The organism is Pseudomonas sp. NPDC088890 (assembly GCF_044900155.1).
In the GTDB taxonomy this organism is placed as follows: domain Bacteria; phylum Pseudomonadota; class Gammaproteobacteria; order Pseudomonadales; family Pseudomonadaceae; genus Aquipseudomonas; species Aquipseudomonas urmiensis.
Genome location: NZ_JBJDNG010000007.1, coordinates 109,949 through 126,152 on the forward strand (window position 1 = coordinate 109,949; position 16,204 = coordinate 126,152).

Genomic DNA, 16,204 nt, shown 5'->3' on the forward strand with positions numbered 1-16,204 from the left:
GCAAAGAGGCCGGATGCTTCATTGTTTCTTCTCAAAATCCCGCGGCGGCTTGGCCGGCCCCTGGGGGTCAACTTGCGGATCATCGACATCTGGCGAGTCTGGATCAAACCCCAGATCATCCTTTTGAGTGGAATGCTCGGAAGAATGAGGCCCCTTCCCTGGCTGTTCAGTACGCTGTTGCTCTGGCTTGGACATGGTTGAGCGACTCCGGTAGGTGTTTATAGAAGAAACCACCGACAGCGCAAAGTTTGATTTATCCGCCTTCGCCAAGCCGATTGGCATGCTCTTTGGCAGTCAAAGCCGCGCGGCATTCGCTCAACGCGGCAGACCGACTGCCGAGCTCAGCCTTCAAATAATCCAACTGCTGCTTCTGCTCACTGCACAACTCACGCTTTTGCTCCAACTGCTGGGCTTGCGCCTCAAGCTGACGGCGCATCTCATCACTGCTGCCCTGCGCCTGGGCCAGGATCGAACGCAGCCCCTGCACTTGTGCATCGCGTTGCTCAAGTTGCTCGTTCATCAGGGTGTGCTGCGCGGTCAACTGACGGCTCTCGCCTAGCAAACGCTCATTGTCGCGGTGCAGGCGGGTCAATTCTTCCTGGCGCACGATCAAGCCCTGCTGCAATTGCCGCTGTTCGACCTGCAGCTGTTGAACCTGCGCCTCATGCCGGCGCTGTTCTTGCTCGCGCTGCTCGCGGCTGGCGGCGCGGTAGTGCTCGAGCGCATCGCGAGCGTGGCGATGTTTGTCTTCCAGCGAACGGATTTGCTCATCCTTGTCGGTCAGGCGCAGCTGTAACTCGCCCAGCGACTGGTTGAGGCTGGCACTGCGCAATTGCTCGGCTTGCAGCGTACTCAAGGTCGAGGCGAGCTTCTCCGATTCGGCCTGCAAGGCGGCGGCCTGGATCTGCTGCTGTTGGTGCGCCGCAGCCAGCGCCTGCTGAGCCAGCTGCAGCTGCGCCTGCAGCTGTTCACGTTGCTCGACGAATACCGCTTCGGCCTGGCGAATGTGCGCCTCTGCTTGCTCATGCAACTGCGCCGCCAGCTGATCCACCAGCTGTGCCAATTGCTCGTTCAGCCCTGACATCGCCAACGGCGCCGCGGGTTGCTGGGCCTCCAGTTCTTTGAGGTAGCGGTGAATGGTGGTTTTCGAGCCCGTGTTGCCCAACTCGATTCGTACCGCATCGATGCTTGGGTGTTCGCCACGGGCTATCAAGGCCTGGCGCGCCTGCTGCACTACCGCTTTGTTGATACCGCCGCGCGCCATGTTTGCTCCTACGATTTCGTAATGTAGTACGTACTATGTAATTACGTACCAATTCTGATCGCAGTTAAACGGCTTTTCAAGGACTAGATGACATTCAATAAACACGGCTTATCGCATGTGATAGGCAAATGAGTCGCTAAGAGTTGCCGGCAGATGTACAGAAGCGCGCGGCGGGAGTACTGGATAAGGAAAAGCGGCCGATACCCAGACGCAAGGAAACGCGGCCCGCTACTGTTCGATGATCGAACACAAGCGCCCCCCTTGAATTGACGGTCTGTGATTCACTGCGCACCATTCACCGACCTCGCGCCCCGCTCTGCCTAAAAGCTGGTCGCGTTGGATAAGCCCTTGCAGCTCATAACAAGTTCAATAAACGACCCTTAAATGACCGATTCCAAGATCACCACGCCCCGCCTCACGCAGGGAGGCATCGGCGACAAAGTTCGCGATGCCTTCGCCGTCGGCAAGACCCGCTGGGGCATGCTCGCCCTGGTGTTCTTCGCCACCACCTTGAACTACATCGATCGCGCTGCCCTCGGGATCATGCAACCGATGCTGGCCAAGGACATGAGCTGGACGGCGATGGACTACGCCAACATCAACTTCTGGTTCCAGGTCGGCTACGCGATAGGTTTTTTGTTGCAAGGCCGGCTGATCGACAAAGTAGGCGTCAAGCGCGCGTTCTTTGCCGCCGTGCTGCTCTGGAGCCTCGCCACGGGCGCCCACGGCTTGGCGACCTCGGCGGCGGGGTTCATGGTGTGCCGGTTCATCCTTGGCCTGACTGAAGCGGCCAATTACCCCGCTTGCGTCAAGACCACGCGGCTGTGGTTCCCCGCTGGCGAACGGGCGATTGCCACCGGCCTGTTCAACGCCGGCACCAATGTCGGCGCCATGGTCACCCCGGCGCTGCTGCCGCTGATCCTCGCCGCCTGGGGCTGGCAAGCCGCGTTCATCGCCATGGCTTGCCTGGGCCTGGTCTGGCTGGTGTTCTGGGGGCTGAAATACTTCGACCCTGAGCAGCACCCGCGGGTGCGCCAGAGCGAACTGGACTACATCCAACAGGACGTCGAGCCTGAGGCGCGCCGCGTACCCTTCAAGCGCATCCTGCGCATGCGCGGGACCTGGGCCTTCGCCGTGGCGTACTCGATCACCGCCCCGGTGTTCTGGTTCTACCTGTACTGGCTGCCGCCGTTTCTCAATCAGCAGTACGACCTGGGCATCAGCGTTACCCAGATGGGCATCCCGCTGATTCTGATCTGGCTGACCGCTGATTTCGGCAGCATCGGCGGCGGCATCCTGTCTTCCTGGTTGATCGGTCGCGGCGTACGGGCCACCCGCGCGCGGCTGATCTCGCTGCTGATTTTCGCCTGCACCATGCTCAGCGTGACCTTTGCCGCGCACGCCAGTGGCCTGTGGATTGCGGTACTGGCCATCGCGGTGGCGGTTGGCGCGCACCAGGCCTGGACGGCGAATATCTGGAGCCTGGTGATGGACTACACGCCCAAGCACCTGATCAGCTCGGTGTTCGGCTTCGCCAGCATGTGCGCGGCCATTGGTGGGATGTTCATGACCCAGATCGTGGGCAGCGTGCTGACTGCAACCCATAACAACTATGCGGTGTTGTTCACCCTGATTCCGGCCATGTACTTCCTGGCGCTGATCTGGCTGTACTTCATGGCGCCGCGCAGTATCGAAACGCTGTAAGCAGGCATGCTGCTTTCCTCACAGGCCCGTCATGGGCCTGTTTTTTGTGCCGTATGCCCAGTTACCACTACTGATGCCGCACCTTCGGAAAATTCTCAGACCTTGAAGCGGACTTTAGTCCTACGCTGATAGGCGACCGAGGGTTCAACCGGCTCAGGCTGTGCGGTGGATGTCGGTCACCACGCCACCCTTTGATACAGGAGACGCGAGCATGGGATACGTCACAACTAAAGATGGGGTCGAGATTTTCTACAAAGACTGGGGACCACGCGACGCCCAGGTGATCCACTTTCACCATGGCTGGCCGCTGAGCGCCGATGACTGGGATGCGCAATTGCTGTTCTTCCTTGGCCAAGGCTTTCGCGTGGTCGCCCATGACCGGCGCGGACACGGGCGCTCCAGCCAGGTCTGGGATGGACACGACATGGACCACTACGCCGATGACGTCGCCGCTGTAGTCGAGCACCTGGGGACGCAGGGCGCGGTGCATGTCGGCCACTCCACCGGCGGCGGCGAGGTGGTGCGCTATATCACCCGTCACCCCAACGATCCGGTTGCCAAAGCCGTACTGATTGCAGCGGTGCCCCCGCTGATGGTCAAGACCGAGGCTAACCCGGGTGGGCTGCCCAAGTCGGTATTCGACGACTTCCAGGTGCAAACCGCGACCAACCGCGCGCAGTTTTTCCACGATGTGCCCGCCGGCCCGTTCTACGGCTACAACCGCCCTGGGGCCGAGCCTGCCGAAGGGGTCATCCTCAACTGGTGGCGCCAGGGCATGATGGGCTCGGCCAAGGCTCACCATGACGGCATCGTTGCCTTCTCGCAGACTGACTTCACCGAGGATCTCAAGCGCATCACCATCCCGGTGCTGGTCATGCATGGCGATGACGACCAGATCGTGCCCTACGAAAACTCCGGCCCGCGCTCGGCAGAACTGCTCAGCAACGGCACCTTGAAGACCTACAAGGGCTACCCGCACGGCATGCCGACCACCCATGCCGATGTGATCAACGCCGATCTGTTGGCGTTCGTGCGCGGTTGATCAACGCGCGGCCATAGGCCTTGTCGGCCTATGGCTATGTGCGCAGTAGAAAAATTGAAAGCAAAGTGCCATCAGTCATTCAGCTGTCATCTGCCTGTCGTATTTTCCGAGCATTACCCAGGGTCGGGAACCACCAGCAGTGATCCGCCGAACATCATCCTCCGCAGGCCTTCTGCCGATTCTGATCCTGGTGCTGTGCGCCGTGACCCTGGCATTTCTCTGGGGCCTGCACTTCACCCAGAAGCACGCCGCCCGCCAGGGCGCTTTGTCAGCCAAAGCGGCCGAGCACCTGAACCTTGCCAGTATCGTCGCCGAGAGCCTGCGCCAATTGGTCGATCGCGCCCAGGCGGTGGGCCGCGGTACCCAGGATGATATGAAAGCGCTGCGCCAAGGCAGCTTCAGTCTGGCGCGGATTCTCGCCGAAGACCCGGTGTTCAAGCGCATGAGCCTGTATGACCGGCACGGACAGCTGGTCTCGGCCAGCCATGGCGACGAAGTCCAGCGCCTGCCTGATGATTGGCTGGAGCAGCTGAAAAACCACGTCTCGCGCTACGGCTTCAAGCCGTTCCTGCCGCGCATCGCAGCGAGTGACAATCCCTCCGCCCTGCCCGACTGGCGCTTGCCGTTCCTGCTGCCCCTGACTGATCTGCCGGGGCGCGAGATCGACACTATCCTGGTGGTGCAACTGGACATCGGCTACCTGGCGGTGTTGTTTCAGCACATCGACCTGGGCCGCAGCGGGCTGATGCGGCTGCTGCAAGATGATGGCCAGGAGCGCTTGCGGATCGACACCAGCGGCGTAGTGGTGGCCGGCGAGACATTGATGCCCGACCTGCCAGACACCGGCGATGACGCCGGGGTGCTGACCCAATATGCCGCCGAAGGGCCCTACCAGAGCCTGTATCGGCGCGTGGCTGATCGCGGTTTCAGCATCGTGGTCAGTCAGCGCTATGAAGAAATCCTCGCCCCGTCGGCACTGACCTACGAAGGCCAATTCTGGCTGAACCTGTGCATGACCCTGATGATCCTCGCCAGCCTCGCTTGGAGCCTGCGCCTGCTGGGCAAGCGCCAGGAAGCCTTCAGTGCGCTGGAGCAGGCCCAGCAGGTCAACCATGAGCTGATCGAGCGCCTGGAAGACGAGCACCGACGCAGCAGCCATGCGGCAGCCACCGATCACCTCAGCGGCCTGCACAATCGCCGCCAGTTCGTCGAAGTTGCTACCCAGACCCTTAGCCGCCAGCGTGGCAAACGGCGCCTGATGGCGATCCTGTTCATCGACATGGACCGCTTCAAGTCGATCAACGACTCGCTTGGCCACCGCATTGGCGACCTGCTGTTGCAAGCGGTCGCCGGGCGCATCCAGCGCCTGCTTGAACCAGGCGACGAAGCCTCGCGCTTTGGCGGTGACGAGTTCGTGGTGCTGCTGGCCGGGGAGCGCAGTGAAGAACAGATCAACACCTGGGTGCGCACATTGGTGCAAAAGCTCTCTGCCACCTATGCCCTGGATGGCCAGGAGGTCAACACCAGCCCCAGCGTCGGCGTCAGCATCTGCCCGCGCGATGGCCAAGACATCGACGCGCTGATCCGCTGCGCAGACGCCGCCATGTATTCGGCCAAGCAAGCCGGACGTGCCCAGTACCGCTTCTTCGATCCCTCGTTGAACCTGAGCGACATCCAGGCCTTCACCCTCGAACAGGCCTTTGGCAGCGCGTTGGCCGAGCGCCAGTTCGTGTTGCATTTTCAGCCGCAGATTCGCTTGGATACCCTGCAAGTGCTGGGTTACGAGGCTCTGGTGCGCTGGGACCACCCCGAGTTCGGCCTGCTTTACCCCGACCGGTTCATTGGCGTTGCCGAGCGCAGCGGCTTTATCGTCGAGCTGGGTTGGGAAGTGTTGCGCCTGGCCTGCGAGGAACTGGTGCGCTGGCGCCAACGCGACCTCGAGTCGCGCCTGGCGGTGAACGTCTCAGCGCTGCAACTGCGCCAGAGCGATTTCAGCGAACGCCTGCTCGCCGAGCTCAAGCGCCTGCAGATTGCCCCGCAACGGCTGGAGCTGGAGATCACCGAAACCACCGTGCTCGACCCTGAAGGCGCCGCCGTCGACCACCTGCACCGCTTGCGCGCGGCCGGTATCGGCATCAGCCTGGATGATTTCGGCCGCGGCTATGCAGGTTTTGCCCATCTGCACTCTCTGCCGCTGAGCAAGCTGAAAATCGACCGTGCGTTGATCGCGCCGCTGTGCAACAGCCACGACGACAGCCCGATCGTTTCTTCGACCATCATCCTGGCCAAGCGCCTGGGCCTGGAAGTGGTCGCTGAAGGCGTCGAGACCCGCGAGCAGGTGGTGTGCCTGAAGCTTGCCGGTTGCGACATTGCCCAGGGCTATCACTTCAGCCGGCCATTGTCGGTCGCCCAGCTGCAGGACTATCCACCATTCAGAAGCCTGGAGGTCAAAGCATGCGTGTAGCCAAGGCGCTGGCCGCGCTGAGCCTGGCCCTGGTTTTCATCAGTCACTCCCAGGCCGACTGCAGCCCACGTGGGTTGCGCCTGGCGGTCATTCCGATCAAGGGCGTGCAAGACATGCAGCGTGAACACCAGCCGCTGATCGACCGTTTGAGCCAGGCAACCGGAGTGCCGGTGGAGCTGACGATCGCCTCTTCCTATGAAAGTGTGGTCGATGCGATCGTCTCCGGCGGTACCGATATCGCCCGGCTGGGTCCGGCCTCCTACGTCCTGGCGCAGCGTCGCGACCCGCGCATCGAGCCCTTTGCCAGCTTCACCCTCAGCGCCGGCACCTATACCCCGGCGGGCAACTATTACCAGGCACTGCTGCTGACCCGCGCCGATGGGCCCGAACAGATCGACAGCCTGCGCGGCAAGCGGGTAGCGCTGAGCGATCCGGCCAGCACTTCAGGCAGCCTGGTGCCTAGCGTCGAGTTCGCCGCCACAGTGGGCGTGACGCTATCGCGGTACTTTGGCGCGCTGGTGTATGCCGGCAACCACGACAAGGCCCTGGAGGCACTGTTGGACGGGCGAGTCGATGCCGCGTTCATCGCCAGTGAACGGGCCGATGCGTATCTGGCCAGTCATTCAATCAAACCTGAACGGCTGCAGGTGTTGTGGCGTTCGCAGCCGATTCACTACGACCCGTATGTATTCAGTGCCAGCGTGTGCCCGGCGATCAAGGCGCGGGTTCGCGATGCCATGTTGAACGACCCACAGGCACTGGCAGGGTTCGTTGCCTCGCAGGAAGCCAGCGGTTTGGTGCCGGTGAGCCATACCGATTACGCGGCGTTGCAGCGGATGATGGACGCCGCCGTGCAGTGATACCCGTGCTGGCCTCATCGCCTCCCTGTCGCAACTGGTTTATCGTGTCAGCTCGATCCACTGCCTCACCACCCAGCCCATGACCGACATCGAGCGCTACGTACGCGCCGCCACCCGCGACAACACCCGGCGCAGCTACCAGTCAGCCATCGAGCATTTCGAAGTGCGCTGGGGTGGCTTCCTGCCGGCCACCGCCGACAGCATCGCCCGCTACCTGGTCGAGCACGCCGAACAACATGCGGTCAGTACCCTGCGCCACCGCCTGGCGGCGCTAAGCCAATGGCACGTCAGCCAAGGCTTCCCTGACCCGACCAAGGCGCCATTGGTGCGCCAGGTGCTGCGTGGTATCCGTACCCTGCACCCAGCGCCGCCCAAACAAGCCGCACCGCTGCTGCTGCAGCACCTGCAAACCGCTGTCGAGCGGTTTGAAGAGGAGGCCCGCCTGGCCCGCGAGCGGCATGACCTGCCCACCCTGCTACGCGCCCGACGCGATACCGCGCTGTTGCTGCTTGGCTTCTGGCGAGGTCTGCGTGGCGATGAACTCGCACGTTTGCGTATTGAGCATATCCAGGCCGAAGCCGGCGTTGGCCTGACCTTGTTCCTGCCACGCAGCAAGGGCGACCGCGAGGCACTGGGCGTGCAACACCGCACCCCGGCGCTCAAGGCGCTGTGCCCGGTTGCGGCCTATCTGCAATGGCTGGAGGTGGCCGCCATCGCCCATGGCCCGGTGTTTCGCAAGCTCGATCGGTGGGGCAATCTGGGCCAGGCGCCGCTCAACAGCAACAGCCTGGTTGCGCTGCTGCGCGGCATGCTTGAGCGCGCCGGGGTGCCCGCTGCGCTGTACAGCGGCCATTCGCTGCGCCGTGGCTTTGCCACCTGGGCGACGGCCAACGGCTGGGAGCTGAAGTCGTTGATGAGCTATATCGGCTGGAAGGATGCCAAGTCAGCGCTGCGCTACATCGATGCAGCGCAGCGCTTTGGCGACCTGGCGGTGCTGCCGGGAGGCCAGGATAACCGCCTCATTCCTTGAACAGATGACGCGCCACTCCCGGCACCTCGGGGCGAATCATGTACAGATCGCCGGCATCCGGATAGTCGACCAGTTGCGCCGGCGCCATGCCAAAGCGCGCGGTGGTGATGTACAGGGTATCCAGCCCCTCGCCGCCAAAGCAGCAGCTGGTTGGGCGCGGTACCGGCATCAGCACCTGATCGCTCAGGTGGCCCTCGCGATCGTAGCGCAACAGGCAACTGCCATTGAACTGGCACACCCACAGACCACCCTCGCGGTCCAGGGCGATGCCGTCCGGGCGCCCCAGCTCAGCTGGAGTTTCGGCAAACAGGGTGGCCTCGCCCATCGTGCCGTCGGCCAGGTATTGAGCGCGGTAGATCCTGCGGGCAACCGAACAGACGAAGAATAGGGTCTGGCCGTCCTCGCTCCAGGCCAGGCCGTTGGGCAGAGACAGGTCGCGCTGAATCACCTCGGCATGCAACTCACGGTCAAAACGATATAGCGCGCCGGTCTTGCCGCTGGGGCCTTCATCCATCAGGCCGGTGACGAAATACCCCTGCGGATCACAGGCGCCGTCGTTGAAACGGTAGCTTGAACGATGATGCACCGGCGCCGAATACTGGCGTACCTTGCCTTGCGCCACATCGAGCAGTGCTGCACTGGCATCTTCGGTAAAGATCAGGTTGCCCTTGTCTGTCAGGGCCAGGGCGCCGATACGTGCAGCCGACGCATAGACTTCCTCTACCTCGCCACCCGGGTGCAGCCGATTGATCCGGCCACCGGAGATATCGACGAAGTACAGCAGCCCGGTTCGTTCATCCCAAACCGGACTCTCACCCAGATCGGCACGGGTTCGGGCGACCTTGGTCGGTACGTAGTGACACTCCTTGATGCGGCTCCAGCGCTCGGCCACCTCGTTCAGGCTGCCCGCTTCGACCCGGGCCAGGTCGCGGGGATAATTGACGCCGCTGTTCTCGCAAAAGCGCGTAGCGGTGAACTGGCCATTGCTGGCGCGCAGGATATAGCCGGTGTCGCGACACAAGTCGCTGGCCAGGTACAGCACGCCAGGGGTAACCCACTCGGGCTTGAGGTCTTCTGGCGGCTGGGTTACGCCCCACATGCGAGTCTTGGCCACCGGCGAGATCGCATTGACCAGAATGCCGTGCTCCAGGCCCTCCATGCTCAGCGCGTTCATGATGCCGACCTGGGCCATCTTGCCGGCGGCATAGGCCACCAACCCTGGCTGGGCGTAGCGCTGGTACATCGCCCGGTCCGAGGTGGTCAGCACCACCCGCGGCGCAGCAGAACGCTTGAGGTGCTTCCAGGCATGCTTGGCCAGCCACACCGGCGCGTGCACGCTGATGCCCAGGGCGCGCTCAAGAAACGCCTCTTGCTGGTCTTCGATATCCTGGTAGCCGACCCAACCGGCGTTGTGGATCAGAATGTCCAAGGCGCCAAACTGTTCGATGGCCAGCTCCACCAGCTGCTGGCAGCCCGCTTCATCATCCAGATGGCCAATATGCGCCACCACCTGCCCGCCTGCGGCCTGCAAGGCGCTGACCGCCTCAGTCACCAGCGCCTGATTCTCACCTTGACCTACCCGATCAGTGCCCAGGTCACTGACCACTACGCGGGCGCCCTGGGCCAGTAGCGCCTTGGCATATTCAAGCCCCAGCCCCTGGCCGCCCCCAGTGACAATGGCGACCTTGTTCGTGAATGACATCGTCGAATCCCCTCCGATTCTTATTCACGAACCATAACAATAAAAAAATCAATGACTTAATACTAAAAGCATGCAACCTTGATATCTCCTGGATATCACCGAAGATTATCAATTGGATGAAGCAGGCTTTAAGACCTGTGCGTTTAGATAGGAAAAGCCCTCGTCTAGAGGCTTCTGCATGGCCAAGTCACACTCTATGATGGCGCGTTTGCAGGAATGGCCGGCGCCTGTCGCCGACCTGGCACCAGTTCGACTCGATGAAGGAACGTAGAATGATCGAGACACGTTTGCTCAGGCAGTTCATCGCCGTGGCCGAGGAGCTGCACTTTCACAAGGCAGCCATTCGCCTGCACATGGCGCAACCGCCCCTGAGCCAAGCGATCAACCGACTCGAGGAGAAGCTTGGCTTCAGCCTGTTCCTGCGCAACAAGCGCGGGGTCAAGCTCACAGCGGCCGGGATGGCTTTCCTGGAAACCGCGTATCGCACCCTCAAGGAGCTCGAAGAAGGCATCGAGTATGCGCGCAATGTCTCCGAGGGTATCTGCGGCAAGCTGACCATCACGGCCATTTCCATCGCTTACTACGAATCACTGCTCAATTCGCTGCGGCGCTTTCGCGAAACCTACCCCAACGTGCGCCTGACCATTCGCGAAATGCCCTCGGCCTCCCAAGCCACGGCGCTGATGGCCGGCGAAGCGGACATCGCCTTCATGCGCAAGCTGCCGATGCCGCCTGACCTGATCGAGTCGCGCTTGATCCTTAACGAGCAGATCGTGATGGCCTTGCCGGCCCATCATGAAAAAGCCCGCCAGTCGATGGTCGATCTGCGAGATTTTGCCGAGGAAGATTTCGTTTTCACCCCGCAGGTATTGGGCAATGGTTACTTCAGCCAGCTGATGGCCCTGTGCGAAGCGGCCGGTTTCTACCCCAAGGTGGTGCAGGAAGCTGGCCAGATCCATACCCTGATCGGCCTGGTCGCGTGTGGCTTCGGGGTGGCGCTGGTGCCAGAGTCGATCGCCCACTCGACCCTGCGCGACCGGGTGCTGTTCCGCCCGATCAAGCCGGTCAATGAACAGCCCAATCCGAGCATGGGCCTGTACATGAACTGGAACAGCCAGAACGCCTCCCCTGCCCTGGGCAGCTTCATCTCGATGCTCGACCTGGGCGCGCCGAAGCGCTTCAGCGATACCCTGCTGGACCTCGCTACCCAGGAAGAGATCGTGCGCCGCGAACTACACCGCTAGCCCATGCAGGCGCATCCAGGCATCCAGCGCCAAGGCCGTTTCCAGGTTGTTACGGCGTAACTGCGAATTGAAATAACCCTGCGCCTGGTTGAGCTGCGCCGCCAGCTGGGCGCGGTCGATGACCTGGAACACCGGGCTGTGTGAATCGCTCAGCAGCAGCCGGATGCGATCACGCAAGAACCGCTCATACGCCAGGTTGGCCGAGGTCGGGTAAGGGCTTTTCTTGCGTTCCAGCACCGCAGCGGGCAGCAAGTCGGCACAGGCCTGCTTGAGCAACCACTTCTCCTGGCCATCCTTGCCCTTGATCGACCAGGGCACGTTATAGACGTACTCCACCAGTTCGTGGTCGGTATACGGCACCCGCACCTCAAGGCTTGCGGCCATGCTCAAACGGTCCTTGCGATCGAGCAGGATCGGCAGCCAGTGATGCAGGTGCAGGTGGCAGATCTCCCGCATCCTTCGCTCGTGCGGGCTGTCGCCGGCCAGATGCTCGACCCGGTCCAACGCCTGGTGGTAGGCGCTGTCCTGATACCCGGCAAAGTCGCACAAGCGGTTGAACTCAGGGTTGATCAGGTCGGCTTGCAGCAGCTGCATGCGCGACAACCAAGGCAAGCGCGGCGCGGCAATCGCCTGGGGATCGCGGAACCAGGCATAGCCGCCAAACACCTCATCGGCCGCTTCACCGGAGATCGCCACCGTGGAATGCGCGCGAATCGCCTTGAACAGCAGATACAGCGAGGTATCGACGTCACCGAAGGTATTGGCCGAATCGTTGGCCCGGTACACCGCTTCGCGCGCGGGCCCTGCGACCAGCTCGCGGTTGTCGATCAAGATGGTCTGGTGCTGGCTGCCAATGAACTGGGCGGCGGCCAGCGCATAGGGCTCATCACGCTCGGGGCGAAAGCTATCGGCCTGGAATTGCTCGGCCTGGCCGACAAAATCCACCGAGAACGAATTGACCGTCGCGCCATGCTCGGCCTGCAGCTTGCCCTGGGCCATGGCGGTGAGAATGCTCGAATCCAGCCCGCCGGACAGCAGCGAGCATACCGGCACGTCAGCATAAAGCTGCTCGCCCAGCGCCTTGCCGAGCAGCTCGCGGGTGCGCTGCACTGTGCTGTCGAGGTCATCCTCATGCTCGCGCCGGCTCAGTTGCCAATAGCGACTGACCTTGACCCGGCCTTGCGGGCGCCAGGACAAACGATGCCCGGGCGGCAGCTCGCTGATGCCGCGAAACGCCGTGCGCGCTGTAGCGCGTGACAGGCTCAGGCCATCCACCAGGCCGACCACATCCAACGCTTTGGCGAACTCCGGGTGGGCCAGGATGGCTTTGATTTCCGAGCCAAACAGCAGCCCTCGCCCCTGCTGCGCGTAATACAGCGGCTTGACCCCGAGGCGGTCGCGCACCAGCAGGAAATGCCCGTCACGGGTGTCGAACACGGCGAAGGCGAACATCCCTGAGAGGTGCTCGCAGCAGGCCTCGCCCCACTGCAGATAAGCGTGTAGCACCACTTCGGTATCGCTGCGGGTCTGGAACTGGTGCCCCAGCGCCTGCAAGCGTTCGCGCAGCGGGTTGTGGTTGTAGACTTCGCCGGTGTACACCAGCGCCACTTGCTGGCCGTCGGCGAACCGATAAGTCATCGGCTGCACGCCACCGGCCAGGTCGATGATCGCCAGCCGCCGGTGACCGAGCAGCGCGTGGCGGTGGCGCCAGCTGCCATGGGCATCCGGGCCGCGCAGGGCCAAGGTGTCGGTCATGGCGGCGATGATTGGCTGTTGTTGTTCAAGGTCGCGGGTGAAGTCCACCCACCCTGTAATTCCACACATGTGCGCCTCTCCTACTGAGCCTGGGTGTCTGCCGGCACCAGGCCGACCAGCGCTTGCAAGCGCTTGGCGATATCCAGCAACTGCCGTTCACTGTCGCGTCGGCCCATGATCTGCACCGCCAGCGCCGCCTTGCCATCCGTGCTCTGGCTGATCGGCACGGTGATCGCCGGCAGACCGCTGAAGCTGGCCAGCGGGGTAAAACTGATTTTCTGCGCGTAGTCGGCGTCTGCTGGCGACGGGATGGTCGAGTCGCCGGGCTGCGGATGACGCAGGTCGAATGGCCGGTTGGGGTCCATCGGGAACACCACGAAGTCGACCTGGGCGGCGTCGAACCAGGCGTCAATCCCGCCACGAATCTGGTCCATGCGCTGGTGAATACGCTGGTATTCGCTGTCGCTCACCCCGGCGCCTACGGCCAGGGCGCTTTGCGTCGACCAGTGCAGCTCACAGTCGAAGGCCTGCTGCCAGGCTGCCGAAGCCAGCCAGGCATCGCGTGCGCACAGCTGCCAGGCGTCGCCACGGCAGGCCCACAGCTCAGGCATCTGCACCTCGCTTTGGCGCATGCCCAGCTCGGTCATGGCATGGCGGGTCTTGTCGAGCATGGCCAGCATCTGCGCGCTGGTCAGGCCCGGCTCGTGCACATGGCTGAGAAAGCCGACCTGGTATTGCTGTTTGAGGGGTTGCTGCTCGCCGAGCAGGCCTTCGATGCCCAGCAAGGGAAACAGGAAGTCGAGGTCGTCAGCGGTGCGTGTCACCCAGCCCAAGGCATCCATGCGGGGCGACAGCGGGAACACCCCGGCCAGGCTCTGGGCCTTTTGCGTCATGCGCAGGCCGACCATGCCGTTGTGTGATGCAGGCCAACGTACCGAGCCGAGTACGTCGGTGCCCAACGAGATATCACACAGCCCCGCTGCAACCGACACCGCCGAGCCCGTGCTGGAGCCTGAAGGGTCGATAGTGGGGAAACGCGGGTTGCGACAACCGCCACCAAAGGCAATGTTCAGCTCGGTGGTAGTGACCTTGCAGGTCAGCGCCACGCGCGGGTCCAGCCAGGTTAGCGCCTCGGCGCTGCGCGACGGGTAATGGCGGTAGCTGCGCAGGCCCAGGCGGGTGGGCAGGCCGGCGACGTCGACCGTGTCCTTGACGCCCAGGCGATACCACGGCGCGGCGACCGCTCGGCTACTGACCAGGCAGCGATAATGGTTATCGGCATGCACTGACCACTGCTCGTACTGGTTAGCCCATTCAGCGGCCAGCGCCGGGTTGGCTTCCAGGCGTGCGTGGCGCTCGCGCAGGCTCAGCGCCAGGTACTGCGGCGGCTGCCGGCCACGCGACGGATCGGCGCCGCAGTTGGCCAAGTAAGCGGCAATGGCATCTTCGGTTTTAACGTGTGGCATCGGTGTATTCCTTGACAGAAGAGGCAGCCGCCCAGGGTTGCGGCTTGCCGGTTGCAGAAAGCGGCAGATGCGCGACCCGCCGCACCGCGAGCGGGCGCGGGGTGGCAGGCAGCAGTTCGGTAAAAGCACCCAGTACTTCGCGCTCGGTCAGCGAACTGGAGCAAAACAACAGTTCATAAGCCTCGGCGCGCAGGGCGTCGCGCACCGGCACGCAGGCCAACGCCGGACAGCCGAGATGACTACTCAGCTCACTGCCCAGTCTTGCCAGATCGACGCGCAGGCCGTTGACCTTGATCAGGCTGCTGACCCGGCCGAGCCACTGGAAGCGCCTGGCATCGAGTGGCTGAATCAAGTCGTCGCAGCGGTGGCTGGCAGCGGTGGCCTGGCCTTGCTCACAGGCGATGCGCGGGCTGGCCACTTCAAGCGGCGCCGGTTGCCCTGCCGGGGTCAGCAGATCGACATCGTCGAGCAAGGTCCAGGGCTGATCGGCCGTGCTCTGCCCATCGAGCTGCCGAAACGCCATGGCACCGGTTTCAGTCGAACCCAGCAGCTCGACGAAACGCACTTTCGGCCCGGCAAAGCGCTGCACGATGGCCAAGGCATCCGGTGGCAACGATGAGGCACTGTGCAGGACCAGCACCTGGCGGTTGCCCACTAGCCTGGCCAGCAGCCCCGGCAGCAGGCGCCAAGTGCTGGCGATCGCCAGGATCACGCAATGCCCTGTGCCGTCGAGCCTTGGCAGTTGTTGCTGTTCCAACGAGCAAAACTGCACCGGCGCGCCGCTCACGCTTGCGCCGAACTCGCCGAGGATCTTGCCGTAGCTGTGGCTCGCCGGGGCAAACGAGATAATCTCGCCGGCATCCGCCGCCCAGCGCTGGTAGATCAAGCGCGCCTCGCAGACCATCTGCGCATGGCTGCGCAACCAGTGCCGCGGCGCCCCGCTGGAGCCGGAGGTCTGAAACAGCTGGTGCTGGCTCACACGCTGGCCTGCAAAGTCAGTTGATCCTCGAGCTTTTGCGCGACGAAGTGCTGCATCTTGTCCAGGGTCTCGAACCAGAAGCGCACGTCGTCGCTGAGGTAGTCCACTTCGATCTCAAAGCACTGCTCGATCGCGGTAATCACTTCGACCGCCATCAGGCTATCGAAGCGCTCACCAATGAAATCGCGGAAACTGGCGTGGCGATCAAGGCTGGCGACCTCGGCGCCGAGCAGTTGCTCAAGCGTGTGACGAATGCGCTGTTCAATAGAGGGGGTATTCACGAGCGTGTGCTTCCTTGTGGTGAGCCTGCGTTGATCAGCGCTGAACCTGCGCTGTAGAACACCTGTGCAGGCGCGATGGGGTCGAATTGCAAGTAAATGAATGCGCCGCTGTAAGTGGCGCGTAGCGCGGCATACAAGCCGTCGGCCAGCACCTGCTGGGCGAGCGCGTCGCGCTCTTCCGAGCAGGTGATGCGCAGGTGAAATTGCGCAGGCTTGCCTTGGCGATCGACGCTGGGCAGTGGCATGCCGGCGCTGAACACGCAATCCAGCGGCAAGGGGGCGAAGAACACCATGCAGTGCGCAGGGTCGGCGCCGAGCCCCTTGAGCACCCGGGTGAAGCCCAGGGCGATGCGCTTACGCTCGATCAGCGCCAAGGGCGCGCAGGCGACAGTAATGGTGGGCATGGGCCGGTC

General features: G+C 62.9%; 14 protein-coding genes and 1 pseudogene. 6 read left to right on the top strand and 9 right to left on the bottom strand.

What is annotated here, in order from left to right; translation table 11 throughout:
- Nucleotides 1-18 precede the first annotated feature (18 nt).
- Together ACI2JX_RS16435 and ACI2JX_RS16440 are read right to left on the bottom strand one after the other, a co-directional pair.
- The gene (locus tag ACI2JX_RS16435) at nucleotides 19-195 is read right to left on the bottom strand and encodes a DUF6021 family protein (protein ID WP_368972112.1); all 177 of its coding nucleotides are present in this window, start codon (nucleotides 193-195) and stop codon (nucleotides 19-21) included.
- A 58-nt stretch (nucleotides 196-253) separates the two neighbouring features.
- A complete protein-coding gene (locus tag ACI2JX_RS16440; RefSeq protein ID WP_404690508.1) occupies nucleotides 254-1,264 on the bottom strand; it encodes a DNA-binding protein in 1,011 nt (336 codons plus the stop codon).
- 384 nt (nucleotides 1,265-1,648) lie between these two features.
- On the opposite strand from ACI2JX_RS16440, the gene ACI2JX_RS16445 reads away from it, so the two are divergent.
- The 5 genes from ACI2JX_RS16445 (at nucleotide 1,649) to ACI2JX_RS16465 (ending at nucleotide 8,364) form a co-directional block, all read left to right on the top strand.
- Entirely contained in the window at nucleotides 1,649-2,968 is a 1,320-nt protein-coding gene (locus ACI2JX_RS16445; protein ID WP_404690509.1) for an MFS transporter, read from the top strand.
- 211 nt (nucleotides 2,969-3,179) lie between these two features.
- Nucleotides 3,180-4,010, top strand: a complete 831-nt coding sequence (locus ACI2JX_RS16450; protein ID WP_404690510.1) for an alpha/beta fold hydrolase — start codon at nucleotides 3,180-3,182, stop codon at nucleotides 4,008-4,010.
- Nucleotides 4,011-4,149: 139 nt separating this feature from the next.
- Entirely contained in the window at nucleotides 4,150-6,474 is a 2,325-nt protein-coding gene (locus tag ACI2JX_RS16455) for a putative bifunctional diguanylate cyclase/phosphodiesterase (protein WP_404690511.1), read from the top strand.
- The gene (locus ACI2JX_RS16460) at nucleotides 6,465-7,334 is read left to right on the top strand and encodes a phosphate/phosphite/phosphonate ABC transporter substrate-binding protein (protein WP_404690512.1); all 870 of its coding nucleotides are present in this window, start codon (nucleotides 6,465-6,467) and stop codon (nucleotides 7,332-7,334) included. The genes ACI2JX_RS16455 and ACI2JX_RS16460 overlap by 10 nt, the downstream gene beginning before the upstream one ends.
- A 79-nt stretch (nucleotides 7,335-7,413) precedes the next feature.
- Nucleotides 7,414-8,364, top strand: a complete 951-nt coding sequence (locus ACI2JX_RS16465) for a site-specific integrase (RefSeq protein WP_264232738.1) — start codon at nucleotides 7,414-7,416, stop codon at nucleotides 8,362-8,364.
- Here the strand turns inward: ACI2JX_RS16465 and ACI2JX_RS16470 are convergent.
- Entirely contained in the window at nucleotides 8,354-9,463 is a 1,110-nt protein-coding gene (locus tag ACI2JX_RS16470) for an SMP-30/gluconolactonase/LRE family protein (protein WP_404690618.1), read from the bottom strand. The genes ACI2JX_RS16465 and ACI2JX_RS16470 overlap by 11 nt on opposite strands.
- A pseudogene (locus tag ACI2JX_RS16475) lies at nucleotides 9,461-10,066 on the bottom strand (SDR family NAD(P)-dependent oxidoreductase); the annotation flags it as partial. The gene ACI2JX_RS16470 and the pseudogene ACI2JX_RS16475, both read right to left, overlap by 3 nt.
- Before the next feature lie 272 nt (nucleotides 10,067-10,338).
- On the opposite strand from ACI2JX_RS16475, the gene ACI2JX_RS16480 reads away from it, so the two are divergent.
- The gene (locus ACI2JX_RS16480; protein ID WP_264232736.1) at nucleotides 10,339-11,310 is read left to right on the top strand and encodes a LysR family transcriptional regulator; all 972 of its coding nucleotides are present in this window, start codon (nucleotides 10,339-10,341) and stop codon (nucleotides 11,308-11,310) included.
- On the opposite strand, the gene asnB is transcribed toward ACI2JX_RS16480, so the two are convergent.
- From asnB to ACI2JX_RS16505, 5 genes are read right to left on the bottom strand one after another with little or no spacing between them, the layout of a single operon-like run.
- Nucleotides 11,299-13,134 carry an asparagine synthase (glutamine-hydrolyzing) gene (asnB, locus tag ACI2JX_RS16485; protein ID WP_404690513.1) on the bottom strand — a complete coding sequence of 612 codons (1,836 nt, stop codon included), beginning with the start codon at nucleotides 13,132-13,134 and terminating at the stop codon, nucleotides 11,299-11,301. The genes ACI2JX_RS16480 and asnB overlap by 12 nt on opposite strands.
- A gap of 11 nt (nucleotides 13,135-13,145) precedes the next feature.
- Nucleotides 13,146-14,531, bottom strand: a complete 1,386-nt coding sequence (locus ACI2JX_RS16490) for an amidase family protein (RefSeq protein ID WP_404690514.1) — start codon at nucleotides 14,529-14,531, stop codon at nucleotides 13,146-13,148.
- A complete protein-coding gene (locus ACI2JX_RS16495; RefSeq protein WP_404690515.1) occupies nucleotides 14,518-15,510 on the bottom strand; it encodes an AMP-binding protein in 993 nt (330 codons plus the stop codon). The genes ACI2JX_RS16490 and ACI2JX_RS16495 overlap by 14 nt, the downstream gene beginning before the upstream one ends.
- Nucleotides 15,507-15,791 carry an acyl carrier protein gene (locus ACI2JX_RS16500; RefSeq protein ID WP_404690516.1) on the bottom strand — a complete coding sequence of 95 codons (285 nt, stop codon included), beginning with the start codon at nucleotides 15,789-15,791 and terminating at the stop codon, nucleotides 15,507-15,509. Before ACI2JX_RS16500 ends, ACI2JX_RS16495 begins: the two co-directional genes overlap by 4 nt.
- A complete protein-coding gene (locus ACI2JX_RS16505) occupies nucleotides 15,788-16,195 on the bottom strand; it encodes a hypothetical protein (protein ID WP_264232726.1) in 408 nt (135 codons plus the stop codon). The genes ACI2JX_RS16500 and ACI2JX_RS16505 overlap by 4 nt, the downstream gene beginning before the upstream one ends.
- Nucleotides 16,196-16,204: the final 9 nt, after the last annotated feature.